The organism is Shewanella sp. SM87 (genome assembly GCF_025653705.1).
Taxonomy (GTDB): domain Bacteria; phylum Pseudomonadota; class Gammaproteobacteria; order Enterobacterales; family Shewanellaceae; genus Shewanella; species Shewanella oncorhynchi.
In genome coordinates this window covers 65962-80704 of the sequence record NZ_JAKKSC010000005.1, presented here as the reverse complement: position 1 = coordinate 80704, position 14743 = coordinate 65962, and the positions used below count along the sequence as shown (strand labels likewise).

Genomic DNA, 14743 nt, shown 5'->3' with positions numbered 1-14743 from the left:
CAAACCTCGGTGTGATTCAACACTGGGATAAAGTCGCAGCTACGCGCAGCCTGCCCATATTTGTTATGTTTTTCATGATTCAAACTGGAGACACTTTACCATACATATACCTAAGTCTTTTGGTATGCTTAAAAAGAACTTAAAAATCGCATAAAAATAAAAAAGCCTGTAAACGATTAAGTTTGCAGGCTTTTTAACTCTTATAAAAAGAGGAATTTGGTCGGTATGAGAGGATTCGAACCTCCGACCCCTGACACCCCATGACAGTGCGCTACCGGGCTGCGCTACATACCGAATTTTTAAGTATATTGCATACCTGTGCTGACTTAGCTAAATATTGTTTAGCGATAATCTTTACGGTTTTTGCTCAATTACTTATCACCTAAGATACTGTTTATGGGGTTTATCTTAAGCGAGCCAGAACTGTAGCAATTGCCTCGCAACTGCGCAAGGGCTTCATTACATCTCTTTGATCAACTGCTTAGTTTATGTTCTGAATGACACAATTTTCGTCGATAATGATTGCTCGATACTGATTACGTCCATACTCAAACAGGATTTAGCTGCAGAACAGACATAATGACACCCGTTTACTAAATCATCATTCAATGCGAGTGCATATGGGCGAGTCGATACTCATCCATGCGCTCGAGTAAATACGGGAAAAATGGATTCCATTTCTGTCGTAACATTTCAGACGCTGACACGCTATACAAGCCGCGCTCTCCCCGCGAAGCTGAGGCTCCGATTTGGATCCTATGTAAATCAGGCTGGATCACGGCGCCATAAAGCCCATCATCTATGCCAAAAGGTAGCGCAACATGGGATAAGGAATACACGCCTGCAGGCCAATATAAATCTAATATCCGCACGTTTTCACTGACCTGAGTGAGCACTTTACCCTGTGTGTCTATATCCTGTGTATCAAAATTTTGTTCATCTAAACCCAGTTCATCTAAATCAAAGTATCGCGCCTGAACCTGCGTGGTTTCATTACTGATATTTTCCACCACAGTGCCGCGATAATGTAACTCAGGGTTATTAATGTTCGCCAATAAGCCCGCAAGCGGATCATTGGACACCATTTTGGCATTCACATCGAGTCGGTTCATGTCGAACAGCACGAGTTCGTGGCCATTTTCTGGCAATGTCTGATAAAGATGATTCACCACTGCCGAGGTTGAAACGGTTGCATCCACTACCGACTGAAAGGTGAGTATCGACGGAACTTGCGCCCGTTGCTTCGGCGTTAATCCTGCCAATAAACCTTGGTTACGCAGGGCTAATTGATAAACTACATCGCCCGCATTAACCGCAAAAGAGGTATATTTAAAGGGATCGTACTCTACTTGAATACTGTTCCATTGCAGTTTATCCAGCTCCAACAATCGTCCTATCCAACTCTGCCAGCGTGCAGCCGCCGCAGATGGCGCTAGCCCTATCGCAGGAGAGATAAAAATCATTCCATCATAATCAGGGGCTTTATCATGGCTTATACGTTCTAACTCATGGTTCAGCGCGACGGCGGCACCCGTCGAAAAAGCCACCACAAATAATGGTTTATCTTTCAGAGTTTGCCGCATATGCGCTGTGGCTAAATTCACCGCTGCGGCCAGATCTTGCCAATAAAGCTCAGTCAATCCACTTGGAATCGTGCCATGTCCTGGCAATCTTAAACCGAGTACATGGGCTTTACCTTTAAAGTGCGCCGCCACATTAGATAGAGCATAGGGCGAATCCGACATACCGTGGAGCAGTAATACTCCAAATTCGGCATTAGCCACAGGCCATTCATAACTGCGATTCCAATTTTGTGGCCAATGGGCAGGATCGGATAAGCTATTTTTAACATAGCGATTCACGGGAGATAGTTCAGAGGCAGGAATCTTCTGTACAACTTTGCGCTCAACTTCGGCGAATAGGCGCTCTTCTAGCGCTAAGTACTCATTAAAATTGGCAAGTTTGGTATTGTAATGGAACTCATTTTTTAGCTCAACCGTATGCCAAAGTGACAGCTCAGGGCGCGCATTAAGAAAATAGATCCCTGTCGCGAGTAACGCCACCACTATGCCAGTACTCGCATACACTGCAGCTAAAAATAGGTGTTTTGTCGAACCTATGATGATAGCCTTCATCGCTGTTCCTACATGAAAATAAAATGTGCAACTAGATTATACGGGTAGATAAAAACATCCTTCAAACGTTTTACCGCGATAAAATCTACTAGTGTAAACAGTACAATTTAATCACTCCAATTTAGTCACTCCAATTTAGTCACTTCAATTTAGTCACCCCAATTTACTCATCTCGCAATTTTATTAGCCGCATAGGCCTTAATCGGGTTAGGATCGAAAATAGTCTTATTCCAACGAAACTTATACATTCTCGATGATAATCGGTAATCCACACGCTAGGTTCGCCTACTATCTTCCTACCGCGCCGCTGGTACCTGAGAACTGGCATTACACTCAGCCAGACGCTGTCGCGACTCTTATAGCTCTCAATGGCAATCATTGGCGTAAGATCTTCACTATTATGGCCAAAATAAGTACGGTTGGAGATGACTGGCGCAGCTATCGTGACCAAGTGTTACTCAAGCAAAATGAAATGATCTGCATAGGCGCTATAGAGCTGATGGCAAAGGCTAAGATTCATCTCATTGCGGGGCAAGTGGCCGCAAATGCTTTAGGGCTCACCATGTCCGTGAACGATTTCGGTGCGCAGCATTTAACTGCCCAAAATAAATCCATAACTGCACTTAAGCTGCCATCTTCGCTAGGACAGCATTTTTTACTCACGCCCTATTTGGATTATCGCCAATACCCAAACCAGCTGATCGCCCTGACACGGCAACACTTAGCAACGCCAGAGCCCCAACACAGTAAATAATTCCATTATGATTGTGGTAACGGCTGTCACCACAGCATTAGTCACCAAATAACAAAGGCATAAAAAAGCACTCGTGAACAGAGTTCAAACGAGTGCATATTCAAGGACGATTCAGGGTTAGTCGTAAATGGTTGGAATAGGCTGACGTTTATGCTGCGTCGCCTTATAAATACCAATTAACTTGTCTTCAACCGCCTTGCCGACGTCTTTACCCTCAAGGAAATCATCGATTTGCGCATAGGTTAAGCCAAGCGCGACTTCATCTTCGAGTAACGGTTTATTGTCTTCTAAATCCGCGGTCGGCGCTTTATAGACTAACGATTCTGGCGCGCCAAGATACGCGGCGAGTTGGCGAACTTGGCGCTTGTTAAGACCAAATAATGGCGCTAAATCGCAGGCACCATCGCCCCATTTAGTGTAAAAACCTGTGATATTTTCGGCACTGTGATCTGTCCCCACCACTAACCCACCTACGAGTCCAGCGAGTTCGTATTGAGCTATCATCCGCATACGGGCTTTGACGTTACCCTTCACAAAATCAACCTTCGCCACATCGGGCAAAGGCAATCCAGCTTCGACTAACGCAGCAACGGTAGCGCTATGCACACCATCAACGCCTTGATGCACATTCACAGTGACCAACTTAGAGGGCTGAATAAACTGACAGGCTAATTGCGCCTCATGCTCATCTTTTTGGATCTGATAGGGTAATCGCACAGCGATAAAATGGTAACCGCCTTGGCTATTTTCTTGGTTTAAACTGTCCACCGCTAACTGACACAAACGCCCAGCAGTAGAAGAATCCACCCCACCGCTGATCCCTAATACCAATGCCTTGCTACGCGCTTCTTTTAGTTTGGTTTTAATAAACGCGACACGACGTTGCACTTCGAACTCAGGCTCTATGGCCGTGAGTACCTTCATTTCTCTTAAGATTTGCGCTTTCACCGAAAATTCCACCTTAAATTATCGCTGTATTTGGACTACCTGAACCCAACTAACGTTAACATTTATTCGCAACTGCCTGTAGTTAAAATTAGCGCTTGGCTGATTGATTGCTGATAAATGCCATAAAAATAAGGGCAACAACGGTTTGCCGTTATTGCCCTAGCGTAAATCAGTTAGCTTAATACCAATACAGCTATCGACTTATCTTTCCCAGTAGGATTCTTCTAAGCTATCTTCGCGCTCAGGTAAACCACGGGATAAACGCGGGCTATGCTGGGCTAAGACTTCGTAGGCGACGCGGTTAGCGTACTTACACACTTGAGAAAACGAGGAATAACATAGTCCATCACGCTTATGTTTACTTGAGCCTGGCACGTTAGTCTTGTGGAAAGTATTGGCCGCCAGATCGTGCAATAACGCCGATAATGCGCCATCGCCAGCGCCATTAGTGTTACCGATTTTTTCAGGGCCGCCCATGTAAGGTGAAATGTGGGCAAAGACTTTGATTGGTGTTTCACAGTCACTTTTAAGCTTTGGACGGGAAAATTCATAACGATTAAATTCAGGGATAGCACCCGGCAACAGCGTGTGAGTCGTTTCGCGTTTTTCAGAATCTTCAGTATAACCCGCAGTATAAAGCCCGATTGGACCCGCTGTGGTTAATACCATGTCGCACCATTCCAAGGCTTTTTCACTGGCAAGCAGAGGATCCCGTGAACCCGTTAAGGCTTCACCTTCGTCTTCATTCATCGCCAAAATGGTGACATGTTCTTTGATGAAGTTTTGCCACCATTGTGGATCTTCTTCAATCAAGAAACGCGTGCCTAAGGTTAATACCACGGGAACTTCGGCGGCTTTTGCATATTCGATAGCGCACATGGCCGCATCGGTAATACGGTCGCCATCACTGGCGCGCATCAAATACGCGGTCAACACTAAGGCTGAACTGCCCTGCACCACGTCTTTATCGATAAATTCAGGTGTGAGTTTATCCATAGCGCCTTTGCTGATCGCAAATGTTCGCTCGCCGCACTCAGAAATCAGGGTAAAACAGCGACCGATAGGACCATCTACAGGTTGTAGAAAGTTAAGGTCGACTTTAGAAGAGGTATTACATAAATAGCGGTAAGCGTAACTGCCCACTTCAATATTCTGACTCATAACCCCAAACAGCACTGAACGGTCATCAGCCAGAATAGAATAGTTGTGCACTGTGTTACCAATAGTGCCACCAGCAAATTCATCGCTAATCAAACCATGAATTTTTAACTCAGTGTAGAGTCTGTGGGCCTGTTCATCATTGATCAAGGTAGAATTGCCTTTGGGCAAGCCATAACGGCTCAGCAATTCGTCTTCCACTTTCGCTTCGATATCCACTAAGGTTTGATCAATACCGCTGATATAAGTCGCAAACGGCTGAGGCTGTTGAGTCAGCTGTTCAAGCAGCGGATCTCGGGTTTTAACCGGAAAATAATGTTTAGATTTACGCTGACCGGGAAACTTCATAGTGGCTCTCTTTTCCTGGCATCCATGCTAATTGGCGTCTGCCGAGGCGGTCAAGCCAAGCAGCATCCTAAAAATATTGAGTCTAGGCTAGCGAGACAAAAAAACCACCCCTTAGCCGGAAGGGCGCAGATTCTATCACAAAATCAGTTCGAAGCCAGTGCTCCTATACCCAAGATACCGCTTGTTCTTGGATTAATTGCCGTAATAATTCAATGTGTAACTCATCGTCGTTCAAACAAGGGATAAACCGATAGTCGCTGCCACCCGCATGTAAAAAGGTTTCCTTAGCGCCAATGGAGATTTCTTCTAAGGTTTCGAGGCAATCGGTCGCAAACGCAGGGCAAATCACATCGACACTTTTGATCCCTTGCGCAGGTAACTCGGACAGTAATTTATCGGCGTAGGGCGTTAACCATTCTTCGCGACCAAAGCGCGATTGGAAGCACACTTGCCATTGCGACTCGCTCAGCTCAAGTTTTTGTGCCAACAATTTAGCCGTGACAAAACACTGCTCGCGGTATGGATCGCCCTCTTTCACGTAACGCAGTGGAATACCATGAAATGACAAGAGCAACTTGTCGGCCTGCCCATGGGTTTTCCAGTGGCGCGTCACACTGTGTGCCAGCGCAGCAATATAAGCGCTATGGTCAAAATAGTCTTTAATAAAGCGAACCTGCGGTATGTCACGCACGGTTTTAAGATAACGGGCAACGGCATCGAACACACTTGCCACCGTCGAGCAGGAATATTGGGGATACAAAGGCAGCACAATAATACGCTCTGCTCCTTGATCTTTCAGGCGTTCAAATCCCGCATCGATGGAGGGATTACCGTAACTCATGCCCAGTTCAACCGGAATGGTCTGGTTAAACGTAGCGCTTAAGTCTACCGCCAGTTTTTGTGTTTGGCGCTCACTTATCACCATCAAGGGCGAGCCTTCCTGCGTCCACACGCTTTGATAGAGTTTGGCGACTTTCGTCGGACGGGTGTTGAGGATAATGCCGTTTAGCAGCGGTTGCCAAATCCACGGCGATAAATCGACGACACGCGGATCACTTAAAAACTGCCTTAAAAAGCGTTTAACGGCCTTAGGACTAGGTTGATCAGGCGTGCCGAGGTTAACCAATAACACACCAAAAGCAGGGGAAGGATTCAACGTTAGGCTCATGGTTAATGAAGTTCACTTGGAGGCTAACATTGCGATACCCATAAAAAAAGCCTGCATCGGCAGGCTTTTTCTTAATATGAGAACTTGTTCTCGTAAATTAACCTTTATTCGGTTATTTCAACACCCTAGCTAACTGCTCACTCACGGCCGCAACCGATTGAGTACCGTCAAACTTGTTGTATTGAGTTTGGCCAGCGGCAGCCACTTTACCGTAGTATTCAACGAGCGGCTTAGTTTGCTCGTGATAAATCGCGAGGCGTTTACGCACTGTGCTTTCTTCGTCATCTGGACGAATAGCTAAATCTTCGCCCGTCACGTCGTCTTTACCTTCCACTTTAGGTGGATTGAAAACCACATGGTAAACACGGCCAGAACCTGGGTGAACACGGCGACCGCTCATGCGCTTAACGATTTCTTCGTCTGGCACGTCGATTTCAATCACGTGATCAATGCTAATACCGTTTGCCGCCATCGCATCCGCCTGTGGGATGGTACGTGGGAAACCGTCTAACAAGAAACCTTTAACACAGTCTTCCTGTGCGATACGCTCTTTAACCAGACCGATGATCAGATCATCAGAAACCAGTTGACCAGCATCCATCACTTTTTTCGCTTCCAAACCCAGTGGAGTACCCGCTTTTACCGCGGCACGTAACATATCACCAGTGGAAATTTGTGGGATACCATACTGTTCCATAATGAACTGGGCCTGGGTACCTTTACCGGCACCTGGGGCGCCCAATAGGATAATGCGCATCTCAAGAGTCCTCTTTTCGCATTGATATTCTTCTTAGGGCGGCGATCTTCGCACATCTGGCCGCCATTGAGAAGGGTTTTAGCTTCGACTTTAGCCTCAGAAACCGCAAATAAACTACGGTTACTAAGCGATTTTTTTCATTAATAGAGCAAAGTATAGAGCTTACGGCGGTATTGATTGGCTATGGGATTACCTTGGCCAAGTGCCGTTAATACTTCCATAAATACTTGTTTTACTGTGCCATTTTCAGCACCTAAATCTTTACTGAGCACACCGAATAACAGTTCTAATGCTTCATCATCGCGGTGAGCAGCATGCAATGCCTTACTCAGCTCGAGTAATAACACTAAATCTGTTGGATTTTGCTCAAACTTTTGCTGCAAATCGCGAATTTCAGGGGTATCCGCCGCATCTAAGGCCAGTGCGAGCTTAGCTTTTAAACTCTGGTAATAACCATCTTGGTCGGCAAGCCCTACTTTCTCAAGCATGGCTTGTGCTAGCACTAATTCGCCCTGCATCAGATACACATCGGCAAGCACTAGACTCACCTCACCCGCTTGATTTGACCCTGTATGTGCTTCTTTAAGCAACACAGCCGCAGTAGCAAGATCTTCTGCACTTACTTGACTCAAGGCGAGCAATGCTTTGGCCTGTGCTAACTGTAACTGCCACATAAGCGGCAAATGTTTATCCAGCATGGCTGTGACTTGCGCCGCATCTTGCAGGCCAGCAAAACCATCGACAGGCTGACCTTTATCCAATACTAACGTGGTCGGTAGACTTTGAATGCGAAAGTAATTGGCGATTTCTAATTCGGCTTCACAGTCGACTTTAGCGAGCACGAAACGACCCGCATTTTGCGCGGCAATTTGCTCTAAGGTGCGCAGCATAGCCACACTTTGTTCCTGTGGCTGTGCCCAAAATGCTAACACCACGATCTGTTGCATCGAGGCGTCAACCACTTGCTGAATGTTGTCTTTAGTCAGACTGAGGATATTATCCATAGTATTCCCTTAACGTTTAAGGCCTCAATCATGGGAGGCCTTATTCTTTTAAAACTAAGCGTTAGAACCAAGTCTTAAAATCGAGTCTTACCGCTAACGAATTGAGTGACAGGCTAGGCGCAAACCACTCTTCCTGCACTAGAAACAATATCGGGGCCGTTCAAAGAAGGGCCCCGATAGTCATTTACTTCATGTTAGCCAGTAACATTTGGTTCATCAGCTTGATAAAGGCCGATGGGTCCGCAAGGCTACCTTTTTCAGATAATTGCGCCTGTTGCAGCAGCAGATTTGACCAATCCGCGAAGGCGGCTTCATCTTGAAGATCATTTAAGCGCGATACTAATGGGTGCGCTGGGTTGATCTCAAATGTCGGCTTCACTTCTGGCACAGGTTGACCCGCAGCTTGCATCAGCTTAATCATCTGAGTCGACATTTCGCCTTCACCCGCCACCACACAGGCTGGAGTGTCGGTTAAGCGTGACGTGACTTTCACATCAGCAACGGTTGAGCCTAATGCCGCTTTAATGCGTTCAACTAAAGCTACCGATTCTTGCTCAAGCTTTTCTTGCGCTTCTTTTTCAGATGCATCTTCCAGCTCGCCAAGTTCTAAATCACCACGGGTCACTGAGTGCAGTTGTTTCTCTTTGTACTCAGTTAAGTGGTTGATTAGCCACTCGTCGATACGCTCTGACATCAGTAAGACTTCAATGCCTTTCTTACGTAACAACTCTAAATGTGGGCTGTTAGCTGCGGCTTCATGGCTGTCGGCAACAATGTAGTAAATCTTAGTTTGACCTTCTTTCATGCGGCTGATGTAGTCATCAAGTGACACAGTCGGCGCAGCACTGCCCGTGTGGGTCGAGGCAAAACGCAATAAGCCAGCAATACGCTCACGGTTGGCGAAATCTTCCGCAGGCCCTTCTTTCAGCACTTGCCCAAATTCAGCCCAGAACTGTTGGTATTTTTCCGCATCGTCTTTCGCCAGTTTTTCCAGCATGCCAAGCACACGTTTGGTGATACCAGTACGCATCGCTTTAGTCACGTGGTTATCCTGCAGAATTTCGCGGGATACGTTCAGCGGCAGATCGTTTGAGTCAATTAAGCCCTGCACGAAGCGCAGATAAGATGGCATAAATTGCTCGGCGTCATCCATGATGAACACACGTTGCACAAACAGTTTTAAGCCGTGTTTACGGTCGCGATTCCACATATCCCAAGGCGCTTTTGCAGGAATATACAATAGGTTAGTGTATTCTTGCTTACCTTCTACCCGATTATGACTCCACAGTAGTGCGTCGGTGTAATCGTGGGAAATGTGTTTGTAAAACTCTTGATACTCTTCATCACTGATGTCAGCTTTATTGCGCATCCACAAAGCCGTGGCTTTGTTCATGACTTTCCATTGACCTTCGGTCGCAGGAATTTTTTCGCCATCAGGACCATCACGCTCTGGCGTACCCTCTTGCCACATTTCGACTGGCACAGAGATATGATCTGAGTATTTAGTGATGATCGAACGCAGGCGCCAATCATCGGCAAATTCTTTTTCTTCGTCACGCAGGTGCAGCGTAATTTCAGTACCACGGCTCGCCTTAGTGATGGTATCAACGGTGAAGTTACCCTCGCCTTCTGATTCCCACAATACGGCTTCATCGGCCTTATGACCGGCAGCGCGAGTGCGAACAGTGACTTTTTTCGCCACGATAAAAGCCGAATAGAAACCAACACCAAACTGACCGATTAGCTGGGAATCCTTTGAGGATTCGCCCGATAGATTCTTAAAGAAATCAGCGGTGCCTGATTTTGCGATTGTGCCTAAATGCTCAATCACGCCGTCGCGGGTCATACCCACGCCGTTATCTTCGATGGTCACAGTGCCTTTTTCTTTATCGGCACTGATACGGACTCGCAGTTCACCGTCGCCTTCATAGAGTGCGTCATTGGTCAACGCCAGATAACGCAGCTTGTCCGCCGCATCCGCAGCGTTGGAGACCAGTTCACGCAAGAAAATTTCTTTGTTGGAATACAAAGAATGGATCATCAAATGCAACAGCTGTTTGACTTCTGTTTGAAAACCATGAGTTTCTTGTTGTGACATGAAATTTTCCTTTATTTGTTACGCAATTTGGTAAAAGTAACGCTTAGTGTTTACTAAATGGGGCTCCAAATTTGCTTTTCAAGGGCAAGGGCTAAAACGAGGTTCGAATGGCGAAAAATAAGGCGCTTGATGAATACCAAGCGCCTATATGTATGCTTCCAACATCAACCTGCACGAGGCGTTAGTCTTGGGCTAATTCTTTTTCTAACTGTTGGGCGATAGCTTCGGGCGATCCGCTGTTGCGGGCAAAGAGTCCATAGGCGGCTGGGATCACGAAGATAGTGAATAGGGTTGCCAGTAAAATCCCCGATAGCACAACCACACCAATCACAAAACGAGTTTCAGCACCTGCGCCTACCGCCAACACCAATGGCACGGCACCAGCGGCAGTGGTGATCCCTGTCATTAAGATAGGTCGTAACCGCTGCGCTGACGCTTGGATAATGGCCTTATCAAAATCAACGCCTTTATCCCGTAATTGGTTAGCAAACTCGACAATCAAGATGCCATTTTTCGCGGCTAACCCGACCAGCATAATAATGCCTATCTGACTGTAAATATTAAGACTCTGCCCCGTAAGCCACAAACCAATTAAGGCGCCGACGGTAGCCAGCGGCACAGTAAGCATGATCACCACAGGGTGGATATAACTCTCAAACTGCGCCGCGAGCACGAGGAATACAATCCCCAGTGCAAGGATGAATACGAAGTACATAGAGCTACCCGACTCTTGATAATCGAGGGATTGGCCCTTGTAGCTAATCACCGCTTCCGCTGGTAAATAGGTACGCGCCAATTGATTCATATAATCAAGGGCTTCACCTAGACTATAACCATCTTCCAAACTGGCTTCTATGGTGATCGCGCGCATACGGTTGTAACGGTTCAGCGAACTGGCGTCGGCAAACTCCTCCACAGTCACTAAGTTAGACAGCGGAATAAGCTCCTGACTGCGCTCGGAACGAACATAGATATTTTGCAGATCCGCCGCCGTATTTTGATTATCGCGCTCGCCTTCAACGATCACATCGTATTCTTCACCGTCACGCATAAACGTCGTCACTAAGCGTGAGCCCAGCATGGATTCCAACGTACGGCCAATGTTTGAAATCGACACTCCAAGGCTCGCGGCTCTGTCTCTGTCGATGACGACTCGAAGTTGAGGCTTAGTCTCTTTATAATCGTGATCTAATCCTAATAATTTGGGATTCTGTGCCGCCTTTTGCATCATGATATCGCGCCAGCGGGCAAGCTCTTCGTAGCTAGGACCACCAATCACAAATTGCACAGGTTTACCTACACCGCGACCAAAGGCTTGGCGCATTACAGGGAACGCTTGCACTCCGGCGAGATTGGCAAGACGCTTATTAATGTCGACGATAACTTCCTTTACTGGACGACGTTTGCCCCAGTCTTCCAGTACTATGATTGCCATACCGTTAGAGAAATCCGCCGCGCGGCCAAAGCCACGGGGGGCACGAATGAGCAGACGTTTGATATCACCCGTTTCGACCAATGGCATCAAGCGGTTTTCCACTTCATTCATATAGGATTCTATGTATTCGTAACTCGCGCCCTGTGGCCCGTTGACCATCAAGAATAACGAACCACGGTCTTCCTGTGGCGCAAATTCTTGCGGTACTTTTTGGACTAAATAGACACTAGAACCTAATGCGACTAACACCAGAATCGACACCAATATCGGGTGGGCCATGGCGGATTTTAAGGACAATTGATACCGGTTTGACACTTTTGTCATTATGCCGTCGACCTTACGCACCAACCAAGAATCCTGCGAGCTCGGCTTAAGCAACTTAGAGCACATCATGGGCGTGAGTGTGAGCGCTACTAGGCTAGAGAACAGCACAGCCGCACTCATGGTCACGGCAAACTCTTTAAATAATTTACCTAAATCACCCTCAAGGAAAGTGATTGGCATAAATACCGCGACCAACACGAGTGTGGTCGCGATAACAGCAAAAGCCACTTCACGCGCACCGAGGAAAGCAGCTTTGAGTGGGGAATCTCCTTCTTCGATACGTCTATGGATGTTTTCCAGCATCACAATCGCATCATCCACCACCATACCGATGGCGAGGATCATCGCCAATAAGGTCAAGAGGTTAATGGTATAACCTAGCGCATACAGCACAATAAAGGTGCCGAGCAAAGATACTGGCACAGTGATCGCGGGGATTAACATAGCGCGCACGCTGCCAAGGAACAGATAAATCACGATAATCACTAAAATCATCGCTGTGAACAGGGTTTGATACACTTCTTTAATCGAGGCTTCGATAAACACTGAGCTATCGTAGCTGCGTTTAATCGACATCCCCGCTGGCAAGGTCGGGTTGATTTTGTCAACCAGCGCATTCACTGCGCGCGCCACTTCTAACGTATTGGCGGTTGACTGTTTAGACACGCCTAAACCTATCATTGCCTCTTCGTTGCCACGGAACATAATCCGCTCTTCATCAGAGCCAATTTCCACCCGTGCGACATCGCTCAGTTTGACTAAATAACCGTCTTCCCCTTGGGTGATCACTAAGTTTGCGAAATCTTCGGCAGTGCGATAACCCCGCTCCAGTCGCACTGTAAAGTGCCGCTCCTTCGACTCTATCGAACCTGCAGGTAACTCGACGTTCTCAGCTCTGAGCGCGGCCTCAACATCGGCAACCGTTAAACTGCGAGAGGCCAAGGCTTGTCTGTCAAGCCAAACGCGCATGGCGTAAACCTTACCGCCACCAATACGCATCCGCGCCACACCATCGACCACCGAAAAGCGGTCCGACAAATAACGGTTGGTGTAATCGGTCAATTCTAGGGTCGTCATTTGATCCGACACGAGATTGAGCCACATGATCACTTCATCACTGCCATTGGCCTTTTGTACTTCTGGGGGATCAGCTTCATCGGGTAAATTGTCGAGTAAACCTGATATCCTGTCGCGCACATCGTTAGCTGCATCTTCAATATTACGACTAATATCAAACTCTAAGGTAACCGATGAGCGGCCATCACTGCTCGATGAACTCACGTGACGAATCCCTTCGACGCCACTGATCCTGTCTTCAATCAATTGGGTAATGCGGCTTTCCACCACAGCAGCACTGGCACCGCGGTAATTCGTGTCGATAGATACCACTGGCGGATCTATGTTTGGGTATTCGCGCAGGGGTAATTTATCAAAGGAGACAAGCCCGAAAGCAACCAGCAGCAAGCTGATCACTGAGGCAAATACGGGACGTTTGACCGAGAGATCAGTAAGGATCATACACTTGGCTCCGCGTTCGTATCGGCAAGATAACTAAACTTTTCCGCGAACTCAGTTTGCACTTTATCCCCAGGATGAACTTTCAGTAAGCCGCGGATCACCACGTTTTCGCCCAAGGCTAAACCGTCTAAGATCTCCACCCAGCCACGGGTGCGAATACCAATAGTGACTTGTTTACGTTCAATCACCTTGTCGGCATTGACGCTATAAACATAATGGCTGTTTTGGATCGGGATAATGGCAGATTCAGGCAACATCAAGGCCTCGCGGCTACGCTTGATGAGTTTGACCTTCATCAACATGCCCGGTAATAAACGCAGATCAGGATTGGGGATTTCGGCGCGAACAATCACTGTGCGCGTGGTTGGATTCACACGGCTATCAATCGATGTCACCACACCTTTGAAAGTCACATCAGGGAAAGCGACCGCTTTGGCTTCAACCTTTTTACCTGGCTCTAAATCTTGAATAAAGCGCTCTGGCACTGAAAAATCGAGCTTAATGGTAGAAATATCATCCAATGTCGTAATCACAGTGCCGGGCGACACTAAGCTGCCCACACTGATTTGACGTAAGCCTAAACGGCCATTAAAAGGCGCCAGAATACTGCGATCATTGAGTGATGATTGCGCCTGTTCGAGCTCGGCACGGGTGGTATCAATAAGGGTTTGTAATCTATCGCGTTCTAACTCGGCCACAGTGCGGCTAGTCACCAACGAACTGATCCGAGCTAACTCACGTTGATTATCACTGACTTTGACTTGCGCGGCTTTAACCTTAGCGATCTGCTCAGCATTTTGCAGTTGGACTAATAACTCGCCCTTTTTAACGATATCGCCGTCGTCAAATTTAAGCGCTATCACCATGTCGGTGACTTTAGGCGTTATCGTTACAGATTCTGTGGCTTTATTGCTACCAATAGCTTCAACTTCATCGCGAATGGGCGCCATAGCGGCAGTGGCAATCACCACATTAGGTATGAGTTTAATCTGGGCTGCAGTAATCTCTTGCGGTTGCATGGCTTGGTATCCAAACCATGCCGCGGCCAATATGGCGATTATTAGAATAATTTTTTTCATCGGGCTTCCAAGGAATG

The 14743-nt window shown here is 47.1% G+C and carries 10 protein-coding genes and 1 tRNA gene; 1 reads left to right on the top strand and 10 read right to left on the bottom strand.

Features of this window, described 5'->3' with window-relative positions:
- Positions 1-217: 217 nt before the first annotated feature.
- Together L5M11_RS05635 and L5M11_RS05630 are read right to left on the bottom strand one after the other, a co-directional pair.
- A tRNA-Pro gene (locus tag L5M11_RS05635) sits at positions 218-294 on the bottom strand.
- Positions 295-605: 311 nt separating this feature from the next.
- The gene (locus L5M11_RS05630; RefSeq protein ID WP_263191591.1) at positions 606-2135 is read right to left on the bottom strand and encodes an alpha/beta hydrolase; all 1530 of its coding nucleotides are present in this window, start codon (positions 2133-2135) and stop codon (positions 606-608) included.
- Between the two features lie 253 nt (positions 2136-2388).
- On the opposite strand from L5M11_RS05630, the gene L5M11_RS05625 reads away from it, so the two are divergent.
- The gene (locus L5M11_RS05625; RefSeq protein WP_263191590.1) at positions 2389-2889 is read left to right on the top strand and encodes a DUF6942 family protein; all 501 of its coding nucleotides are present in this window, start codon (positions 2389-2391) and stop codon (positions 2887-2889) included.
- A gap of 117 nt (positions 2890-3006) precedes the next feature.
- On the opposite strand, the gene nadE is transcribed toward L5M11_RS05625, so the two are convergent.
- The 8 genes from nadE to L5M11_RS05585 form a co-directional block, all read right to left on the bottom strand.
- Entirely contained in the window at positions 3007-3837 is an 831-nt protein-coding gene (gene nadE, locus L5M11_RS05620; protein WP_263191589.1) for an ammonia-dependent NAD(+) synthetase, read from the bottom strand.
- A gap of 201 nt (positions 3838-4038) precedes the next feature.
- Positions 4039-5343, bottom strand: a complete 1305-nt coding sequence (locus L5M11_RS05615) for an inosine/guanosine kinase (protein ID WP_028759658.1) — start codon at positions 5341-5343, stop codon at positions 4039-4041.
- A 163-nt stretch (positions 5344-5506) separates the two neighbouring features.
- On the bottom strand, positions 5507-6511 hold the full coding sequence (hemH, locus tag L5M11_RS05610; protein WP_263191587.1) for a ferrochelatase: 1005 nt from the start codon (positions 6509-6511) through the stop codon (positions 5507-5509).
- Positions 6512-6623: 112 nt separating this feature from the next.
- The gene (gene adk, locus L5M11_RS05605; protein ID WP_028759655.1) at positions 6624-7268 is read right to left on the bottom strand and encodes an adenylate kinase; all 645 of its coding nucleotides are present in this window, start codon (positions 7266-7268) and stop codon (positions 6624-6626) included.
- A gap of 140 nt (positions 7269-7408) precedes the next feature.
- The gene (locus tag L5M11_RS05600; RefSeq protein WP_173244305.1) at positions 7409-8272 is read right to left on the bottom strand and encodes a co-chaperone YbbN; all 864 of its coding nucleotides are present in this window, start codon (positions 8270-8272) and stop codon (positions 7409-7411) included.
- Between the two features lie 184 nt (positions 8273-8456).
- Positions 8457-10370 carry a molecular chaperone HtpG gene (htpG, locus tag L5M11_RS05595; RefSeq protein WP_263186703.1) on the bottom strand — a complete coding sequence of 638 codons (1914 nt, stop codon included), beginning with the start codon at positions 10368-10370 and terminating at the stop codon, positions 8457-8459.
- 181 nt (positions 10371-10551) lie between these two features.
- Complete coding sequence (locus L5M11_RS05590; protein ID WP_263191585.1) at positions 10552-13647, bottom strand: efflux RND transporter permease subunit; 3096 nt, start codon at positions 13645-13647, stop codon at positions 10552-10554.
- Positions 13644-14726, bottom strand: a complete 1083-nt coding sequence (locus L5M11_RS05585) for an efflux RND transporter periplasmic adaptor subunit (protein ID WP_263186705.1) — start codon at positions 14724-14726, stop codon at positions 13644-13646. Before L5M11_RS05585 ends, L5M11_RS05590 begins: the two co-directional genes overlap by 4 nt.
- Positions 14727-14743: the final 17 nt, after the last annotated feature.